This is a genomic window from Ahrensia kielensis DSM 5890 (assembly GCF_000374465.1).
In the GTDB taxonomy this organism is placed as follows: Bacteria; Pseudomonadota; Alphaproteobacteria; order Rhizobiales; family Rhizobiaceae; genus Ahrensia; species Ahrensia kielensis.
The window spans coordinates 355,997-374,030 of sequence record NZ_KB894529.1; the positions used below are offsets into that span (position 1 = coordinate 355,997).

The 18,034-nt window shown below is 47.4% G+C and carries 20 protein-coding genes and 1 tRNA gene; 12 read left to right on the forward strand and 9 right to left on the reverse strand.

The window, feature by feature from the left end; translation table 11 throughout:
• The first annotated feature begins 176 nt into the window (after positions 1–176).
• Positions 177–1,415, forward strand: a complete 1,239-nt coding sequence (locus C504_RS0107875; protein ID WP_018688783.1) for a metallochaperone AztD — start codon at positions 177–179, stop codon at positions 1,413–1,415.
• 70 nt (positions 1,416–1,485) lie between these two features.
• Positions 1,486–2,712 carry a zinc metallochaperone GTPase ZigA gene (gene zigA, locus C504_RS0107880; protein ID WP_018688784.1) on the forward strand — a complete coding sequence of 409 codons (1,227 nt, stop codon included), beginning with the start codon at positions 1,486–1,488 and terminating at the stop codon, positions 2,710–2,712.
• Between the two features lie 181 nt (positions 2,713–2,893).
• On the opposite strand, the gene C504_RS0107885 is transcribed toward zigA, so the two are convergent.
• From C504_RS0107885 to C504_RS0107900, 4 genes are all read right to left on the reverse strand, one after another.
• A tRNA-Arg gene (locus tag C504_RS0107885) sits at positions 2,894–2,970 on the reverse strand.
• Between the two features lie 110 nt (positions 2,971–3,080).
• Complete coding sequence (locus C504_RS0107890; protein WP_018688785.1) at positions 3,081–4,562, reverse strand: sensor histidine kinase; 1,482 nt, start codon at positions 4,560–4,562, stop codon at positions 3,081–3,083.
• 38 nt (positions 4,563–4,600) lie between these two features.
• The gene (locus tag C504_RS0107895) at positions 4,601–6,028 is read right to left on the reverse strand and encodes a dihydrolipoyl dehydrogenase family protein (protein ID WP_018688786.1); all 1,428 of its coding nucleotides are present in this window, start codon (positions 6,026–6,028) and stop codon (positions 4,601–4,603) included.
• 47 nt (positions 6,029–6,075) lie between these two features.
• On the reverse strand, positions 6,076–6,855 hold the full coding sequence (locus C504_RS0107900; protein WP_018688787.1) for a TVP38/TMEM64 family protein: 780 nt from the start codon (positions 6,853–6,855) through the stop codon (positions 6,076–6,078).
• 343 nt (positions 6,856–7,198) lie between these two features.
• Here C504_RS0107900 and rpmH point away from each other — a divergent pair, with 343 nt between their 5' ends.
• The 6 genes from rpmH to argB all read left to right on the forward strand — a co-directional run bounded on the left by rpmH (position 7,199) and on the right by argB (position 12,063).
• Entirely contained in the window at positions 7,199–7,339 is a 141-nt protein-coding gene (gene rpmH, locus C504_RS0107905) for a 50S ribosomal protein L34 (protein WP_018688788.1), read from the forward strand.
• A 32-nt stretch (positions 7,340–7,371) separates the two neighbouring features.
• The gene (gene rnpA / locus C504_RS17445; protein ID WP_083923157.1) at positions 7,372–7,776 is read left to right on the forward strand and encodes a ribonuclease P protein component; all 405 of its coding nucleotides are present in this window, start codon (positions 7,372–7,374) and stop codon (positions 7,774–7,776) included.
• Between the two features lie 3 nt (positions 7,777–7,779).
• Complete coding sequence (yidC, locus tag C504_RS0107915) at positions 7,780–9,621, forward strand: membrane protein insertase YidC (RefSeq protein WP_018688790.1); 1,842 nt, start codon at positions 7,780–7,782, stop codon at positions 9,619–9,621.
• Between the two features lie 174 nt (positions 9,622–9,795).
• Positions 9,796–10,446: a CatB-related O-acetyltransferase gene (locus C504_RS0107920; RefSeq protein WP_018688791.1), complete on the forward strand. Its 651-nt coding sequence runs from the start codon at positions 9,796–9,798 to the stop codon at positions 10,444–10,446.
• The gene (gene yihA / locus C504_RS0107925) at positions 10,443–11,111 is read left to right on the forward strand and encodes a ribosome biogenesis GTP-binding protein YihA/YsxC (protein ID WP_018688792.1); all 669 of its coding nucleotides are present in this window, start codon (positions 10,443–10,445) and stop codon (positions 11,109–11,111) included. The genes C504_RS0107920 and yihA overlap by 4 nt, the downstream gene beginning before the upstream one ends.
• A 61-nt stretch (positions 11,112–11,172) precedes the next feature.
• Positions 11,173–12,063 (forward strand): acetylglutamate kinase, encoded by an 891-nt coding sequence (gene argB, locus C504_RS0107930; RefSeq protein WP_018688793.1) that lies wholly within the window; start codon positions 11,173–11,175, stop codon positions 12,061–12,063.
• Positions 12,064–12,069: 6 nt separating this feature from the next.
• Here the strand turns inward: argB and C504_RS0107935 are convergent, their stop codons facing one another.
• The 3 genes from C504_RS0107935 to C504_RS0107945 are packed head-to-tail and all read right to left on the reverse strand — an operon-like array spanning position 12,070 to position 14,151.
• Positions 12,070–12,423 (reverse strand): YigZ family protein, encoded by a 354-nt coding sequence (locus C504_RS0107935; protein WP_018688794.1) that lies wholly within the window; start codon positions 12,421–12,423, stop codon positions 12,070–12,072.
• A 13-nt stretch (positions 12,424–12,436) separates the two neighbouring features.
• Positions 12,437–13,189, reverse strand: coding sequence for a GGDEF domain-containing protein (locus C504_RS17450; protein ID WP_018688795.1), 753 nt, complete (start codon positions 13,187–13,189; stop codon positions 12,437–12,439).
• Positions 13,190–13,245: 56 nt separating this feature from the next.
• Positions 13,246–14,151: an EamA family transporter gene (locus C504_RS0107945; RefSeq protein WP_018688796.1), complete on the reverse strand. Its 906-nt coding sequence runs from the start codon at positions 14,149–14,151 to the stop codon at positions 13,246–13,248.
• Between the two features lie 76 nt (positions 14,152–14,227).
• Here C504_RS0107945 and C504_RS0107950 point away from each other — a divergent pair, with 76 nt between their 5' ends.
• Entirely contained in the window at positions 14,228–14,932 is a 705-nt protein-coding gene (locus tag C504_RS0107950; RefSeq protein WP_018688797.1) for a pyrimidine 5'-nucleotidase, read from the forward strand.
• Positions 14,933–14,979: 47 nt separating this feature from the next.
• On the opposite strand, the gene C504_RS0107955 is transcribed toward C504_RS0107950, so the two are convergent.
• Together C504_RS0107955 and C504_RS0107960 are read right to left on the reverse strand one after the other, a co-directional pair.
• Entirely contained in the window at positions 14,980–15,195 is a 216-nt protein-coding gene (locus tag C504_RS0107955; RefSeq protein WP_018688798.1) for a hypothetical protein, read from the reverse strand.
• A 47-nt stretch (positions 15,196–15,242) separates the two neighbouring features.
• A complete protein-coding gene (locus tag C504_RS0107960; protein ID WP_425393374.1) occupies positions 15,243–16,085 on the reverse strand; it encodes an LOG family protein in 843 nt (280 codons plus the stop codon).
• 162 nt (positions 16,086–16,247) lie between these two features.
• On the opposite strand from C504_RS0107960, the gene dapD reads away from it, so the two are divergent.
• Genes dapD through C504_RS0107975 form a run of 3 tightly spaced genes read left to right on the forward strand, consistent with a single transcriptional unit; the run spans position 16,248 to position 18,018 of the window.
• Positions 16,248–17,102 carry a 2,3,4,5-tetrahydropyridine-2,6-dicarboxylate N-succinyltransferase gene (gene dapD / locus C504_RS0107965; RefSeq protein ID WP_026317316.1) on the forward strand — a complete coding sequence of 285 codons (855 nt, stop codon included), beginning with the start codon at positions 16,248–16,250 and terminating at the stop codon, positions 17,100–17,102.
• Positions 17,103–17,107: 5 nt separating this feature from the next.
• Positions 17,108–17,602 carry a DUF805 domain-containing protein gene (locus C504_RS0107970; protein ID WP_018688801.1) on the forward strand — a complete coding sequence of 165 codons (495 nt, stop codon included), beginning with the start codon at positions 17,108–17,110 and terminating at the stop codon, positions 17,600–17,602.
• Between the two features lie 14 nt (positions 17,603–17,616).
• Complete coding sequence (locus tag C504_RS0107975) at positions 17,617–18,018, forward strand: DUF805 domain-containing protein (protein ID WP_169385092.1); 402 nt, start codon at positions 17,617–17,619, stop codon at positions 18,016–18,018.
• Positions 18,019–18,034: the final 16 nt, after the last annotated feature.

The following is an 18,034-nucleotide window of genomic DNA, read 5'->3' on the forward strand; positions in this document are numbered from 1 at the left end:
AATAATACTTGCATTTAATCACGATGCAGCAGTTTTCACCTGCCCGCTGCTTAAGTATACACAGTTAGTCTCTTTTCTATATCTGAAAATGTAAGTTCAATTGCCTGCTACAGAGTAGACAAATGGGATAAACATGAATACTAAGTGTTACTGTATAACATTACAGAGAGATTTTCATGTTAAAATTCCATCATCAACTCGCCCTTCTTTCAGGAGCAATTTCGCTATCGTTAGCGGCATCAGTCACGACAGTGTTGGCTGATGATGAAACAAAAGAAGTTTGGCGTTTATTTGTATCAGATCAAGCTGAGTCCAAAGTAACGGTTATCGACCCTACTGAAGGCAAAGTCCTCCAGCAATTTACGACAGATGGCTATGTGACCCATCTTGTGCCCAGCCAAAGTGGTGAAACACTGTTTGCAGTGCAAATGGACCATGATGCTGTCAATGTCATTGCAAGCGGCATTTCCCTTTCAGGACACGGTGATCACAGCGATATTGAGATCGAAAAATCAAAAATATTACCTATGAAACTAGAAGGCTCACGGCCGGTGCATGTGATCCCTCACGGTGATAAAATGGTTCAGTTCTTTGACCGTGAAGGTGAAGCCAGAGTCTATTCAGAACATGAGCTTCTAGAGGGTAACGCAGATTATAAAACAGTCAAAACGGCAGCGCCGCATCACGGCGTGGTCGTTCCGATGGGGGACTACTTTCTGGCTTCTGAACCCAATCTTATGGTTGAAACCAAAGCCGATGAACTGCCCCCACGTCTTGGCGTAAAAGCCATAGACAAAAATGGTGAAACGGCTGGCGATGTTGCCACCTGCACCGGCCTGCATGGTGAGGCCCATTCAGCTGGGCTCGTTGCTTTTGGCTGTGAAGAAGGCGTTATTATTGCCAGCGTTGATGGCAGCAATGTGCCAGAATTTAACATGCTAGAATATAGCGTTGATATGCCTGAAGGACAGGTGGGAACACTTGCGGGCGGCAAAGCTATGCAATTCTTCTTGGGAAATTATGGCGCGGACAAACTCGTCATTATCGATCCTTCTACCGTCAATCCCTATCAGGTGGTGAACCTTCCAGTGCGTTATGTCAGCTTCGCCCTTGATCCTAAAAATGTGAAAATCGCCTATGTTTTCACCGAGGACGGCAAGCTTAGTGCACTCAATATATTAAGCGGAAAACTCGAACACTCCGCCCAAATCACAAAACCTTACAGCAAGGATGGTCATTGGCGCGATCCACGTCCAAGAATTGCTGTGATGGGCGATATTATTGCCGTTACCGATCCGAACAAAGGGCTTGTCCGTCTTCTTGATAGCAAGAGCTTTAAGGAAGAAAAAACGATCACAGTTGAAGGCCTTCCCTTCAACATAACCGCCATCGGTGGATCTGGTCTCCAACACTAACACTTAACCGGAGGTAGAAAGTTCTGCCTCCGGCGACATTAAACATAGTCAACTCAATGTGAGACTAATCATGATTTCCCAATCCAATGACGCACGCTTACCCGTTACTGTACTTTCTGGCTTCTTAGGCGCAGGCAAAACAACACTGCTCAACCATGTTCTGAACAACCGCGAAGGACGCCGCGTTGCTGTTATCGTGAACGATATGAGCGAAGTAAATATTGATGCGGACCTGATACGCGAAGGCGGGGCTAACCTCTCACAGACCGATGAAAAATTGGTCGAAATGACCAATGGTTGCATCTGCTGCACATTGCGCGATGACCTTTTGGCAGAAGTAAGACGCTTGGCTGACGAAGACCGGTTTGATTATCTCCTGATCGAATCCACGGGCGTATCGGAACCATTACCCGTTGCAGCAACATTTGAATTTCGCGATGATCAAGGCGCAAGCCTTTCTGATGTCGCTAGACTTGATACGATGGTCACAGTCGTTGATAGCGTTAACCTGCTCAATGATTATTCAAGCCATGACTTCATTAAAGATCGCGGCGAAAGCCTTGGCGAAGAAGACGACAGAACACTTGTCGACTTACTTGTGGACCAAATCGAATTTGCCGATGTTGTCATCCTGAACAAGTCGGGCGCTGCCGAACCGCAAAAGCTAGACGCTGCCCGCAAGATCATCACGGCTTTGAACCCTGATGCGCGCATTATCGAAACTGATTATGGCGTGGTTAAACAAAACGATATTTTCAATACGGGGCTGTTTGACTTTGATACCGCTCATGGGCACCCACTTTGGGCAAAAGAACTTTATGGCTTTGCAGATCATATTCCAGAAACCGAAGAATATGGTGTTTCGTCTTTTGTTTATCGCGCTCGGCGACCTTTCGCGCCCCAAGAGGTACACGACATACTCAACGGCCCATTGCCTGGCGTTATTCGCGCTAAAGGGCATTTCTGGATCGCCACGAGACCTGAATGGGTTGCAGAGTTTTCGCTTGCAGGCGCATTGAGCAGCATTAAGCCTCTGGGCACATGGTGGGCGAGCGTTCCTAGAGAGAGCTGGCCGGAACAGGCATCCGTTTCCAAATATATTGAAAAACATTGGAGCGACGCTTTCGGCGACAGGCGGCAGGAAATCGTGTTTATCGGTTCTGATATGGATAAGGAAGCCATTGCAGCTGCGCTCGACAATGCATTGATCGGCAGCGAAACCAAGTTTGAACCCGAACTATGGACCAAGCTTTCTGACCCATTGCCAAATTGGCAACGTGCGCCACAAGCAGCATAGTTTTAACCTGAGTCTCTAAGAATGGATATGGCAGTCAATCGGTCGAGGAACCTTTGCAAGGCATCTGGACCAGACTTGCCTGTCCATTCACAACAAACGCCTATCGATAAACGGCGACGCTTAAACAGCGAGCATTACATCGCCGCTACTCGGCGAAAGCAATTACTTAAATATTTGGAAATGGTGCACCCGGGAAGATTCGAACTCCCGACCCCTTGATTCGTAGTCAAGTGCTCTATCCAGCTGAGCTACGGGTGCGTGACGCTAATGCACTGCATTGCGACTTGGCGGTTGGTAGTCCTTCGAAAACCAAAAAGCAAGTGTAGAATTGCAGGTTTTTCACTCTAAACTGAATTTTATCGTACCAATCAGTTTTCCGACGGGTTTAACCCTGTCATTGTTTCCTTCGCCGCGAACTTATCCCCCAAGATTTGCGGAAGATGAATCTCAAAATGAGTACCAACCGTGCGCCCTTCACGAAGTTTGATTGAACCACCATGTGCCGTGATTAACTCATGCGCAATGGCAAGGCCAAGGCCCGTACCGTTGTGGCGCGCAGAACCCTTGAATGCAGAGAACAGATTATCCAACGCCTTTTGAGGAAGGCCGGGGCCTGTGTCTTCAACATGAATGATGATATTTGCGCCGTCTTTCGTTGCAGATATATCAAGGCGCTTAATGGATGACGGCATTTGATCATCACGCATCGCTTGAACGGCGTTACGGCACAGATTGTGAAGCACACGAAACAACTGTTCAGGATCAGCATCCACCTCAAAGGCGCTATCAACAGCCGATGAAAACTCTAAGCCTTCATCCGCAGCAACACCTAAATGATCACGGACATCTTCAATGACCGATGACAACGCAATGCGTCGGCGCTCTGGGGTCTGCTCCTGCGCCTTGCCGTAGGAAAGAACATCATTGGTGTAATTAACGGCGCGGTCGAGTGTGCGAACGAGTTTTGGACCAAAGCGTTTCACTGCCGGATCATCGCTATCAGCCAGCATATCAGACATGAGCTGGGCCGAGGCCAATATATTGCGCATATCATGATTTATTTTGGAAACCGCCAACCCAAGATCCGCCAAGCGCTTTTGGCTGCGTAACGTATTCTGCATTTGCCGCTGCATTGAAGTAAGTTCGCGCGCGGCAATCCCCATTTCATCATTGCTGTCTTTAAACTGAGTAATGGCATCAGGCGCAGATGGGTTTGCGGCAAACTTTAACATTGACCGCGTTATCGCACGGGCCGGCTTGATCATGATGCGATTGATCGCAAGAAAAACGAGTAGCGCCGTGAGCACAGATATCAGCAGGGAAATGAGAGCCACATTGCGCGCATAAATCAGCATCGCACCGCGCAGCTTGTCATCCTTGAGAACCATTTCGATTATTTGTTCTGAATCGCCAATTTTCCCCACAACCCGCAACGCTTTATCGCCGCCAAAAACCATCGTATCGAACGCATCAACAATTGCATCTATAGGCGAAAAGCTATCGACATTGACCATGTCATCGACTTGCGGCGGCATTTGAGCAACAACAACAAGCCGTGCAATTCCACCTGTGCGCAAAGCGATTGCTTTTGCACCAGTGGCCATCAACACTTCATCTTGTGCTGCTCGCGATAAATCTGCGCTTGTTTCGGTTGAAATCAAAACACTCGCAGCGCCAGCAGTATTCAGGCGCTCCTTCAGCCATTCAATTCGAAAATTGGCGACTGAAGGCACAAACATCAATATTTCTGCAAACAGCACAAATAAAATCGTAAGCCCCAACAATTTGGATGAAAGGCTACGCGTGGCGCTTACTTTAATTTTGTTTGTATCGGCTACATCAGCAGACATTGAGGAACCTTCTTTATGTGCCGTTATTCAATTTAAACTTAACCAAACATGCGCAAGAAGCCAATGATACGCCGCACGAATGGTTTGCGTGTCATTGGAGCAGAAAACGATGTCGCTGCCCGTTTTGAAATTTCTGTCATTGTTGGATATGGCGCGATATAGCCACGCAAGTCCTGCACTTTCATCTTTTGCGACACGGCCAAAGAAAAGACATTGATCATCTCACCGGCGCCATGTCCGGCAATCGATGCGCCCAATATCCGGCCCTTTTTATTCGTAATGATTTTGACAAGACCTTCGGTCTTGCGTTCTGCTTGCGCTCTATCATTTTCAGCATAAGGCCAACGCAGAATAGTCACATCGCCGTTTCGTTTTCGTGCTGCTTCTTCATTGAGGCCAACATGAGCTAATTCAGGATCAGTATAAGTTGCCCACGGAATAATATCGCGGTTCTCTTTGCCAGATAAGCGGAACAAAATAGACTGAACAACAAGCCCAGCATGATAACCTGCAACATGTGTAAACTGGAAACCACCGGCGACATCGCCAATCGCATAGACGCGCTTGTTGGATGTTCGAAGCGCGTTTGACACTTTGATGCCAGTGCGCTCAAACTTAATCCCAGCCTTTTCAAGATCGAGACCGTTTATGTTTGCAGCGCGCCCTGTTGCGACCAAAATATGTGAGCCAACAACGTCTTTGGTTCCATCGTCTGTCTCAACTGTCACTTTGACCGTTGTTTTGGTCTTTTGGGCGACTTCGACAACTTTTGCGCCCTCCATGATTTGAACGCCATCAGCACGGACATTGCGCAAGACCACTTCGGCCAATTCAGGATCGTCTTTACCAAGTGCTTTGAACCCTTCAATGACGGTCACTTCGCTGCCTAAGCGGCGATGCGCTTGCGCCATCTCAATGCCGATTGGCCCGCCGCCAATGACGATTAAATGGGCTGGTCGGCGCGTTTGGTCAAACAGCGTCTCATTGGTCAAATATTCAACTTTATCCAGACCTGGGATTGGCGGCACAAAGGCTGATGATCCGGTTGCAACAACAAAGCGCCGCGCTTTAATCTCATAGTCTCCGGCGATTACAGTTTCTTTGTCGATAAATTTGCCATGCGCTTCGATAACTTTCACGCCGAGCGCGGTAAACCGCTCAACAGAATCATTGGGCGCAATGGCGCCGATCACGCTGTGAATGTGATCATGCACTTTTTTAAAGTTAACTTCCGGCTCGACTGATTTAATGCCGAATTTATCGGCATGACGCATTGTGCTTGCGGCTTTACCAGCTGCAATGATGGCCTTGGAGGGAACGCAGCCATAATTCAGGCAATCGCCGCCCATTTTGCCGCTTTCAATCAATACGACTGAAACGCCAAAGGCCGCTGCAGCTGCTGCAACAGACAAACCACCTGATCCGCCGCCGATAACACAAATATCTGGTCTGATAACTTCAGTCATTTTTGTCCCCTTAATGTAGATCTTGCCGCTAAATGTTTATTGAATACTCAATTCCGGCGGCGTAATTTTTTGACGATTGTTGGTATGACAGCAACAATTGCGAGTGCTGCAAATGCTAGTGTAATTTCTGTCGTCACCAAATCGGCAACGCTTGCTTCCTGCCCAGATTCTTGTGCGGCGATCAGTACGCTTTCCACCCCTTGGCCCAAATAAGCATAGGCAAAAACGCCGGGTAAAATACCGATAAAAGTTCCGGCCACATAACTGCGCAGTGGAACATTGAACAAAGCAGGCGCGATATTCATAATAAAGAACGGTAATATGGGCGCAATTCTCAAAACGATAAGGTAGCTGAAAGCATTCTTCTCAAAACCATCGGCGAGGTTTTTAACTCTGCCGCCAACTTTTTCTTTCAAGAAATCACCAAAAGCCGTTTTAGCCGCAATAAACAGAACGGTTGCACCCAGTGTTGCTGAAATAGCCACGACGATGCCGCCCACAAGCCAGCCAAACAAAAAGCCGCCAAAAATCGTTAAAATAGAAGCTGCTGGAAATGAAAAAGCTGTTGCAACCGCATATAAAGCACCAAATGACAGCAAAGCTCTTACGTAATTGGCTTCGACATAGGCGCTTAGCGCTTCACGTTGTTCTGCTAGAAAACTTAAACTGAAATATTCATTCAGTCCAAAAGCGTATCCGAGGCCTAACCCGCCTAGAATAACAGCGACAGGCAAATAGCGCTTCCAAGCTGCCGTTTTGGGCTTGGCAATCCCGTCGCCGCGAACGTCTTCTGCTTTTTGGGTCATAACCATTGATGTATCAGTCATTTCATCGTTCCCGCAACGTACTTGCGTTCCTGCTGTGCTTTATTGCCAATTGGAAATGCGGTTTTTTGTGATCAACAACAACCAACAAACACGTGAAGCGCGCGTTATCGAGCAGGATTCTCTATCTTCTCGTAATAATCGAGAGCGATATCTTGCTTTTTATCATCAATGAATTGACCGCAAATCGATCAGATTGCATTGACAATCGGGTTTTGGTCGATCATAAGCCACCAACGATTGGGCTTAAGGGTCCGGCGGCAGCAAATATTGCGCCTACACCGGTCGATCTAGTCCTTCCAAGTAACAAGATTAGAGGTCATCGCTCAAGTGCGGTGAGATAGACATGTCAACGAAACGTACTTTTCAGCCTTCACGCCTTGTTCGCGCACGCCGTCACGGTTTCCGTTCGCGCATGGCAACAGCAGCTGGCCGCAATGTTTTGGCGCGTCGTCGCGCTAAAGGCCGTAAAAAGCTTTCTGCGTAATTTGTTTTACCGGCTTTGAGCAGCTTTAGGGCATGGCACAATCCGGAAAAACGAAACATAACTTTCCTCACATGATGCGAAAGCGTGCTGAATTTCTCAGCGCGCGAAATGGCGTACGCGCGACAGCTAGCGCTTTACGCTGCGAAACGCATATCGCTGACGAAAGCCGCGACCATCCGCGTATCGGCTTCACAGTGACAAAGAAAAATGGCAATGCCGTTAAGCGCAACCGTATCAAACGGCGTATGCGCGGTGCTATTCAAAGCATCAAGAACCTTAAAATGCGCAACGGCAATGATTATGTGCTTATTGCAAAGCCTAACGCTTTGACTGTGCCATTTGTCACATTGCAGTCAGACATTGCAGACCTCATACGAAAATCCCACAAGCGGCTCGACACTACCCCAGCTGCCCAAAATGCGAAACCGGACGTGTAAACCATGGATAATAACCGCAACCTCTTTTTGACTATCGCTCTGTCGGTCGGCATTTTGTCGCTTTGGCAGATTTTTTATGTCAATCCGCGCATCGAAGATCAGCGACAAGCCGAGATCGCGCAGCAGGCTGCTAATCCACAAACAACACCTTCGAGCACAGCAGCAGGTGACATTCCTGCCGGCAGCGCAACAAGTAACGCCGCATCAAACGGCGATATCCCGCAAGCTGCATCCGATTCTGCAGCAAATGGCATTGCAGACCGTGCGAGCGTATTGGCAAGCAGCGAACGTGTCGCCATTGATACTGACCTTCTAAAAGGTTCGATCAATCTTAAGGGCGCACGCTTTGACGACCTCTCGCTTAAAAATTACCATGTAACGGTTGATAAGAGCTCTCCAATTGTAGACGTGCTTACGCCCGCAGGCGCTGACCGCGCCTATATTGCTGAATTCGGCTATGCTGGTTTTGATGGCGCACCTGGCCCAAGCACAACTTGGACAGCATCATCAGGCGCGACATTGACATCATCGTCTCCGGTTACACTGACGTATGAAGCGCCAAACGGGCTTACATTTAACCGCACAATCGAAATTGATGATCAATACCTATTCACAATTACGGATGCCGTGGAAAACACTGGCGCGGAAGCTGTTTCAATTCAAAACTACGGTCGCACAACACGTTACTTCAAACCTGACACGGCTCCTATTTTCATTCTTCATGAAGGTATGGTCGGTGTAACGGGTGAAAAAGGCTTGTTGGAAACAACATTTTCAGAAATGGAAGATGACGGCTCCATCACGCCTGACAAATCGACAGATGGCTGGCTCGGCATTACCGACAAATATTGGGCAACAGCCCTTATTCCCGGTGGTGGCGGTGCGCAGACACCATTTCAGCCACGTTATTCATATTTCACACAAGGTACACCGCGCTATCAGTCTGACTATTTGACCGATGCCATTTCTATTGAGGCAGGCGCCACAACAACTGTTAAAGCCCAGCTTTTTGCAGGCGCTAAAAAAACTAGCATCATTGATGCGTATGAAGACAGCCAAGGTATCCGTCAGTTTGAACTGATGATTGACTGGGGCTGGTTCCACTTCATCACGAAACCGCTTTTCACATATATCATGAACCCTTTGTATGAGTTGATCGGCAACTTTGGTATCGCCATTCTTCTTACAACGGTCATCGTGAAGGCAGTATTTTTCCCGCTCGCCAGCAAGTCTTACAAGTCTATGGCACGCATGAAAGTCATGCAGCCGAAAATGGCTGAAATTAAAGAGAAGTACGGCGACGATCGCGAAAAAATGCAAAAAGCGATGATGGAACTGTACAAGAAAGAAAAGATCAATCCGGTCGCAGGCTGTTGGCCAATGCTGGTCCAGATTCCTGTTTTCTTTGCGCTCTATAAAGTGATCTACATTACAATCGAAATGCGCCATGCGCCATTCTTTGGCTGGATACAGGATCTATCTGCGCCAGACCCATCAAGCATTTGGGAGCTCTTCGGCCTCATCCCATGGGGTGCAGCAGATGTTCTGCCACCATTTGTTATTTTGGGTGTGTGGCCGATCCTTATGGGTATTACAATGTTCGTTCAAATGCAGATGAACCCTGCCCCACCGGACCCAACACAGCAGATGATTTTCCGCTGGATGCCGATTGTGTTTACATTCATGCTTTCAACATTCCCTGCCGGTCTTGTGATCTACTGGGCTTGGAACAACACATTGTCCATTATTCAGCAGGGCTACATTATGAAGAAAAATGGCGCTGAAATCGCTCTAATGGACAATGTTAAAGCTATGTTCGGCAAAGGCAGCAGTAAGCCAAGTTAATTGCCTGCCACATCAAACGACATTGAAAGGCTGCCATTTTGGCGGCCTTTCTTGTTTTTAACATCATTTCATTTTATATGCTGAGCACAACAGGAGTAAGTGCAGTGAACAAATAAGCTCATATCCGCAATATTTGCGGGAATTTTGAAATCATATCTCAAATGGAGCTTTCTCATGCACGGCCCTAGCCCTGATACTTTGTACCCACTTGCGGGATATTCCCGCACTTTGTTTCTCAAAAACTTTGTTACCAAGCCCAATATCGACGTTGGCGACTATAGCTATTATGACGACCCTGATGGTGGCGAGCGTTTTGAAGAGAAAAATGTGCTGCACCATTATGATTTTTTGGGCGACAAACTCATCATCGGGAAATTCTGCGCAATAGCTTCTGGAACACGCTTCATCATGAATGGTGCAAACCACGCCATGAGCGGTTTCTCGACCTATCCGTTTAATATTTTCGCCAATGGCTGGGAAGTTGGTTTTGATCCGAAAGTCTGGAGCGATGCCAGCCGGGGCGACACGGTGATCGGCAATGATGTATGGATCGGTATGGACTGTATGATTATGCCCGGCGTTACGATTGGCGATGGAGCAATCATTGCATCCAATTCTGTCGTAACACGTGATATAGCGCCCTATATGATTGTGGGCGGCAATCCTGCAGAAACAATCAAACAAAGATTTGACAACGAGACCGTTGAAAAACTGACGAATATCGCTTGGTGGAACTGGCCTGCACATAAGATTTCTCAGAATCTCGACGCAATACGTGGCGGCGACCTTGATCTTTTACTCAAAGCGGCGAAAAGAGAAGCATGACCAACGATACAGAACTATCACGCGAAGCCGTTACTGCAGCCCTTAAGGCTCACGGCAACTGGGCTTTTGTTAAAGGCGTTCCATCTATGGAATTCTTACCGCCATTGGGACCACCGGAAATCGCATTTGCGGGCCGTTCCAATGTGGGCAAGTCCTCGCTCATAAATGCTTTAACAGGCAAGAACGGACTTGCGCGTACATCGAACACGCCGGGGCGCACCCAAGAGCTCAACTTTTTCGTGCCAGAAGGTTTTTCTGGCGCGATGGATAATCTACCGCCTTTGGCAGTTGTCGATATGCCCGGCTATGGATATGCGAAAGCACCGATAGAAATGGTGGAGCGTTGGACTGAATTGGTGTTCGAATATATGCGCGGGCGCGTTACGCTCAAACGTATCTTTCTGCTCATTGATGCGCGCCACGGCGTAAAGCAAAACGATCTTGATGCCATGAAGCTCATGGACAAAGCGGCCATGTCCTATCAAGTGGTGCTCACCAAGACCGACAAGGTCAAAGAGCCAGCCATTCCGCGTATGATCGCCGAGACGCTTGAGAAGATCAAAAAAAGCCCTGCGGCTTTTCCTGAAGTCATTGCAACATCTTCGGAAAAATCTCGCGGCATGGATGATTTGCGTGAAGCGATAGCCAAAGCAATCAATCCATAGTGCTAGACGCACACACCGAACATCGCTATGAAATTTCCCGAAACGTTTATCGGATATCCCCATGACTGATCTCAGCGCACCAGAATTTGAAGCAGCCGTATTGGCGAAAGCCCTGCCGTTCATGCAGCGCTATGAGAACAAAACGATTGTTGTAAAATATGGCGGCCATGCCATGGGCGACAGCAATTTGGGCAAAGCCTTCGCACAAGACATCGCGCTGCTGAAACAATCAGGCGTCAACCCTGTTGTGGTTCATGGCGGCGGTCCTCAAATTGGCAAAATGCTCGAAAAAATGGGCATTGAGTCAAAATTTGAAGGCGGTTTGCGCGTTACAGATCAGGCAACTGTCGAGATCGTAGAGATGGTCCTTGCCGGCTCGATCAATAAAGAGATCGTGCAGCTTATCAATGAAGCTGGCGAATGGGCCATCGGGCTTTGCGGCAAAGACGGCAATATGGTTTTTGCTGAGAAGGCCAAGAAAACAATCATTGACCCTGACAGCAACATTGAACGTGTGCTTGATCTTGGCTTTGTTGGTGAACCAGTAGAGATTGACCACACCTTGCTCAATCTGCTTGCTAAATCAGAAATGATCCCAGTCATCGCGCCTGTTGCACCGGGCCGTGACGGCAACACTTACAACATCAATGCAGATACTTTCGCTGGTGCCATTGCCGGTTCAGCGCATGCCAAACGACTTTTGTTTTTAACGGATGTTCCGGGCGTTTTGGACAAGCAAGGCAACCTCATTAAAGAACTAACGGTCAGCCAAGCGGAAGCATTGATTAAAGATGGCACGGCAACGGGCGGCATGATTCCAAAGATCGAAAATTGCATTCATGCGATCAAGGAAGGTGTCGAAGGCGTCGTGATTTTAAATGGTAAAGTCCCTCACGCCGTTCTTCTTGAACTTTTTACAGAGCATGGTGCAGGAACACTGATCGTACCTTAGGCAAACTTAAGCCGATAAAGTTGCCATATATTGGCGAACAGCTTCTTGAACATGGCGAAAGCGATCACCGCCAAGTTGTTTGCCGCCAAACCAACGTGTCACAACAATGATATGATTGTGCAAATCTTCGCGTTCCAACATGCGCAGGATAACCATGCCCGCGCCGCTTTCACCATCATCGTTTTTCACAGGGCCAGAATCGCAAATTAGGCCCCAAGTATTATGCGTTGCTTTAGCGAATTTCTTGTTGCGTTTTAATTCAGCAATGAATGTTTTTGCTTCTTCCGGTGTATGACACACCCCGCCTGATACGGCATATTTAGAGCCGCGATCCGTTATTATATTTTCAAGTATGATCAATATTCTTTAAGGCTCAAGCGACCATGTCCATGCACACACAATTGCGGCCTTCGTTTTTTGCTTTGTACAATGTGCGGTCGGCACGTCTTACCAAATCTGTGGTTACGCCTGTGTTTTCGGCTTGCGCTGCACCAATGCTCACGGTCAACTTTTGACGTATTTCAGGCACTGGGTAAAATTCAATTTCCTCTATTGCAGCACGCAAACTTTCTGCAACGACTTGCACGCTTTCAGCCTTAATGTCTCTGATGAACACAGCGAACTCTTCGCCGCCAATTCGGCCAACGATAACATCTTTATCTACAATCGTGCGCAAAACCTTTGACACCATGATAATAGCTTTATCGCCTTCAAGATGTCCAAATGTATCATTGATGAGTTTGAAGTGATCAATATCCAAAATGAGCATACTGGATGACTGATCAGAAAACGCCTCTTTCAGGCCATTCACTTTGGTAAAAAAAGCCTCGCGGTTGAGCAAGCCTGTCATAATATCCAATTGAGAATGCCGCCTTAGCTTTTCGTGGGCATCTATTAATTGAACATGTAGCACTTCTTTTTCTTCGAGAGCTTGCCGATACTTTTCCGACTGCTTCATAAAATAATATGAAACAGTTGAACCAATAGCATAGCAACCGATCACACTATTGATGAACATTGTCGGCTGATATGTATCACCTGTTAAGGTCACAGTTCCCACAATCATAAAGACTGTGACAAGCAATGCTGCCGTACCTATCAAAAAAGCCTTTAGAATTATAGACATAACCTACCCTCTCTGAAGGTAAGCTAAATCAAAAATCTTAACGATTTTCCTTACATTTAGCGTGTTAATACGAGAACAAGAACACCGCATACAATTAATAAGCATCCGGTGATTTCACGGCGGTTCATCTGCTCTTTGAACGCAAAATATGATGTTGCAAATGCAAACAACATTTCGATTTGAGCAACCGCTTTAACAGCTGCAGCTTGCTCTAGCGTCATGGCTGTAAACCAACCAAAAGAAGCAAGAGCGCCCACAAAGCCAACCATCGCGCTGGTTTTCCATTTAACCGCAATTCGTTTAAAATCAGCTGGATCTTTAATGGCAATCCATAGCGCCATGATCAGTGCTTGCAGTGTAATAGCGACACAAAGCGTTACACCGCCTTGGACAAGAAAATTTGGACCACCAAGCGAAAGAGAAGCACCGCGGAAGGACACAGCGGCAAGGCCAAACATTGCTGCAGATGCGAGACCGATTTGAGCCTCGCGCTTTGTGACAGCCGTTGCAAGCGACCAAATGCCAGCCTTTACATGTGCCATTGTAATCAGCAACACACCAAGAACTGAAACGGCCACAGCAATGATAAGCGGCAATGTTGGTGTTTCCAAAAGCAATGCAAAACCGAACGCCGCGGCAAGGACAGGTTCAACGCGAATATAAGCCGACCCAACCGCAAAATTCCGCATTGTAAAAAGCATAATGAGCAGCACTTGGCCAAAAATTTGAGCCAATGCGGCAACAATGATCCAGCCAAAGAAAGAGCCCTGCAAAACAGGAAGTTCGGTGCCTGTTGCGGTAATCGCTATTGCTAAAAATATTAAAGCAAAAGGGACGCCGAAACCGAAACGTACGAAAGTTGCACCTGCCGTTCCCATTTGCCCGCGAAGATGTTTTTGCAGGCTAGAGCGGATATTTTGCACAAAGGCCGCTGCGATCGTAATGAGAATCCAAATTTCCATGAGGGCTTATCAGTCGCGCAAGAAAATTTGGCAATAGAGGCGTGGCAAATTGCTTTTCTCATGCCATATATGAGGAATGATAAAACCGACACACGCAGCAAAACCAGAAGATTTCTCCCATGTTACCGAGTGGGTTTTTGATCTCGACAACACGCTTTACCCTCACCACACCAATCTGTTTTCTCAGATTGATGTGAAAATGACGGACTATGTATCGCGCATATTGCAGCTCCCTAGAGACGAAGCGCGCGCATTACAAAAAAAATACTACCTTGAATATGGGACGACCCTGCGCGGCCTCATGGCAAACCATAAAGTTTCCGCTGATGAATTTCTAAACTATGTCCACGACATTGATTATTCATGGCTTGCCCCCAACCCTGAACTTGGAGAGGCGATAAAAGCCTTGCCGGGCCGCAAGTTGATTTTCACAAATGGTGATACCAAACATGCCCAAAACACGGCAAGACAGCTGGGTATTCTTGATCATTTCGATGAAATTTTCGATGTCGTGGCAGCCAACCTCGTCCCTAAGCCTGCCCGTGAAACCTACGATAAGTTCAAGGCGCTTCACCGCGTCGATACACAAAAAGCGGCGATGTTTGAAGATCTTGCGCGGAACCTTGAGGTGCCCAAAGAAATGGGCATGAAGACGGTTCTCATCGCTCCAAACAACTTCGAGCCAACATTCACAGAGCACTGGGAACATGATGGCTCAACAGATTATGTTGATTACACGACGGATGATCTGACGCAGTTCCTAAAAGCCATCGTGGAATAAAGACTTCAGCGGCAGCAAATAATTTGCATTAGACTCGGTCAAGTCCTTTATCCACTGCTACGTGCGCGTTTTGAACGTTCGCTCATGTAGACCAATCCATTTTCGCCGTCTTTGGCTGTGGTCTGCGCAGGTCTTTTTAAGATGATTTTGCGGTCAGTGCTTTGATTGCCTGACTGCGCATCACGTTTTTGCTGCGCAGGTATTAATTCATCATTTGCGTCTGACAGTTCTGATTGCTGCTGAATAATCTTATCGGATGACATTTTTTGCTCCTTTAGAATAAAACGAGCAGCTAACGCAAAAGTTCCGCTTAAGAAGTAAGCTCGTAATAATCAGCAATGATCTTCCACGCTTCCTGCGCAGTATCGACAACATGGAAAAGATCCGGATCGTCCGGCGAAATTGTTCCTTGCTCGGCTAGGAATTGAAGATTGATAGCGTTGTCCCAAAATGTTTTGCCAAAGAGAATAAATGGCACTTTTTCCATTCGTCCTGTCTGTATCAATGTGAGCGCTTCAAACATCTCATCCATTGTGCCGAAGCCGCCCGGAAACACCGTGATCGCTTTTGCGCGCAACAGAAAATGCATTTTGCGGATTGCGAAGTAATGAAAGTTTAGGCTGAGCTCTGGCGTTACATACTCATTCGGGGCTTGTTCATGTGGCAGCACAATATTCAAGCCAATAGAGGGTGCACCAACATCATGAGCGCCGCGATTGCCCGCTTCCATAACGCCCGGCCCGCCGCCCGTTACAACAACCATGTCGCTATAATCTGTTGTTGCTGAATGTTCAGAGCAGATGCGTGCAAATTTGCGCGCCTCTTCATAATATTGAGCATTTGCCTCTAGATTCTTCTTCTGAATCTCATTTTTTGCTGCCCATGCAGCCCCGCCCGGCTCTGGAATACGTGCGCCGCCAAACATCACCACAGTGGACTTGATGCCTGCCTCTTCTAAAAGCATTTCCGGCTTTAGCAGTTCCAATTGAAGGCGGATTGGACGTAACTCTTCACGGCATAGAAATTCTGCATCATCAAATGCAAGGCGATAAGCAGGTGAACGTGTCTGCGGCGTATCTGGCACCTCTTTGGCTCGAACACGGTCAACATGTGAGCCTGTAATCGGATCCCAGACATTATCTTTACGCTTAATCACCACTATTCCCCTTGTTTAGAATATCCATTGCTCGTTTTCGTTGATTTTCAACGGCGCATTGAATACCAATCGCCCATCTTGAATTTTTAAGGCTTGCTCAGCTTGCCCTTTTAAACCTTAACAGTTCACATGCACGTGAAAAGTAAAATGGAAGTTACAATGTCCAACTCAGAACTAATCGCCTTGGAAAAAACTATTGAATCCGCGTTTGATGCGCGAGACGACATTAATGTGAACACGCAGGGCGAGGTTCGTGATGCGGTCAATTCAGCGATGAATTTGCTGGATAGCGGCAAAGCGCGCGTTGCATCGCGCGGCGATGATGGCAATTGGGTCGTGCATCAATGGCTGAAAAAAGCTGTCCTTCTTTCTTTCCGTTTGAATGACATGGAAGTCATCATGGGCGGCAATGGCCAGTCCACATGGTGGGACAAGGTTCCATCTAAGTTTGAAGGGTGGGATGCCAACCAGTTCCGTGCGGCAGGCTTCCGCGCTGTTCCCGGCTCTATCGTTCGCCGTGGCTCATATGTCGGCAAGAACGTTGTGCTGATGCCTTCTTTCGTTAATCTTGGCGCTTATGTTGATGAAGGCTCCATGGTTGATGGCTGGGCAACAGTTGGCTCTTGCGCCCAAATCGGCAAAAATGTTCACCTTTCAGGCGGCGTTGGCATTGGCGGTGTTTTGGAGCCGCTTCAAGCTGGACCAACCATTATTGAAGACAATTGCTTTATTGGCGCACGTTCTGAAGTTGTTGAAGGCTGTATCATCCGCGAAGGCTCTGTGCTTGGCATGGGCGTTTATATCGGCCAATCAACAAAAATCGTAAACCGAGCGACTGGCGAAATTTCCTATGGCGAAGTGCCGCCGTACTCAGTTGTTGTTGCAGGAACAATGCCGGGCAAAAACTTGCCAAACGGCGAGCCTGGTCCAAGCTTATATTGTGCTGTTATTGTTAAAACTGTCGACGAGAAAACCCGCTCAAAAACGGGTATCAACGAACTTTTACGGGACTGATTAAGATGGGCGACCTTCTCTTTTCTTTTGTCGGACGCATGCGGCGTATCCAATACGTCATCAGCATCATCTGCGTTGCTGTGGCACTGGCTGGCGTTTTTGCCGTTCAACAAAAGTTAGGAGATTGGAAGTTCGCTGGAATTTTTATCACAACACTCTCTGTTGTGCCTGTGATTATCTATCTTGCAGGCACAACGCGCCGCTTCAAAGACCGTGGCCGTCATCCGCTGCTGGGATTTTTCTTTTACTTTGTGCTACCCGCCGCAATTTTATTTGGCGCGCAGCAGGCATTAGGCGACACGCCATTGATTAATCCCGAAACATTTATCGCCGATGCAAAGGCGCTAATGAACCAGACGCAATGGCCCAAGCAAGATTTAATCCGCTGGATTTCGATTGGTGTGGCAGCCTTATTCATACTAATTGGTCAATTCAGTTTGTTCTTGGGGCGCGGAACAAAAGGTCCGAATGTTTTCGACGCTGAAACTTCAAAATCATAAACGCAGGTATGCAAATGACCTCTCTCAATCATCCACTATCTGTTAAATGGCTCCTGTTTAGTTTTCGTGGGCGCATAGGTCGCAAATCGTTTCTGCTTGCCGCTTTGTTTTTGATGTTAATTCAGTTGACCTTGCTTAGCTTTGCAATGTCTTTGTACGACAATGGTGTTGAAGACGATAGCGCACAGGCGGGCGCTGCTCTATTCGGCGCGGTTTTTCTTATTTCTTGGGTGGTCATGGCTTTCTCGCTTTTGGCACTAACAGTTAAACGCCTCCATGACTTGAGCTTACCAGCCATTTTAGGTGTGACCTTGCTCATTCCAGGCATTGCATTTTTTGCATGGTTGTTTCTTGCAATCGCCCCATCCAAGCAGGAAACCAATGAACATGGGCCAGTGCCATTTCCGCGCAAATGAAATCAGGCGATTGACG

Coding starts and splice junctions, on each gene's coding strand:
- C504_RS0107975 (WP_169385092.1), top strand. CDS start 17,617: ATGACCTCTCTCAATCATCCACTATCTGTTAAATGGCTCCTGTTTAGT.
- rnpA (WP_083923157.1), top strand. CDS start 7,372: ATGGCACAATCCGGAAAAACGAAACATAACTTTCCTCACATGATGCGA.
- C504_RS0107950 (WP_018688797.1), top strand. CDS start 14,228: ATGATAAAACCGACACACGCAGCAAAACCAGAAGATTTCTCCCATGTT.
- C504_RS0107900 (WP_018688787.1), bottom strand. CDS start 6,855: ATGACTGATACATCAATGGTTATGACCCAAAAAGCAGAAGACGTTCGC.
- C504_RS17450 (WP_018688795.1), bottom strand. CDS start 13,189: ATGTCTATAATTCTAAAGGCTTTTTTGATAGGTACGGCAGCATTGCTT.
- C504_RS0107970 (WP_018688801.1), top strand. CDS start 17,108: ATGGGCGACCTTCTCTTTTCTTTTGTCGGACGCATGCGGCGTATCCAA.
- C504_RS0107920 (WP_018688791.1), top strand. CDS start 9,796: ATGCACGGCCCTAGCCCTGATACTTTGTACCCACTTGCGGGATATTCC.
- yidC (WP_018688790.1), top strand. CDS start 7,780: ATGGATAATAACCGCAACCTCTTTTTGACTATCGCTCTGTCGGTCGGC.
- C504_RS0107890 (WP_018688785.1), bottom strand. CDS start 4,562: ATGTCTGCTGATGTAGCCGATACAAACAAAATTAAAGTAAGCGCCACG.
- argB (WP_018688793.1), top strand. CDS start 11,173: ATGACTGATCTCAGCGCACCAGAATTTGAAGCAGCCGTATTGGCGAAA.
- zigA (WP_018688784.1), top strand. CDS start 1,486: ATGATTTCCCAATCCAATGACGCACGCTTACCCGTTACTGTACTTTCT.
- rpmH (WP_018688788.1), top strand. CDS start 7,199: ATGTCAACGAAACGTACTTTTCAGCCTTCACGCCTTGTTCGCGCACGC.
- C504_RS0107945 (WP_018688796.1), bottom strand. CDS start 14,151: ATGGAAATTTGGATTCTCATTACGATCGCAGCGGCCTTTGTGCAAAAT.
- yihA (WP_018688792.1), top strand. CDS start 10,443: ATGACCAACGATACAGAACTATCACGCGAAGCCGTTACTGCAGCCCTT.
- C504_RS0107895 (WP_018688786.1), bottom strand. CDS start 6,028: ATGACTGAAGTTATCAGACCAGATATTTGTGTTATCGGCGGCGGATCA.
- dapD (WP_026317316.1), top strand. CDS start 16,248: ATGTCCAACTCAGAACTAATCGCCTTGGAAAAAACTATTGAATCCGCG.
- C504_RS0107955 (WP_018688798.1), bottom strand. CDS start 15,195: ATGTCATCCGATAAGATTATTCAGCAGCAATCAGAACTGTCAGACGCA.
- C504_RS0107875 (WP_018688783.1), top strand. CDS start 177: ATGTTAAAATTCCATCATCAACTCGCCCTTCTTTCAGGAGCAATTTCG.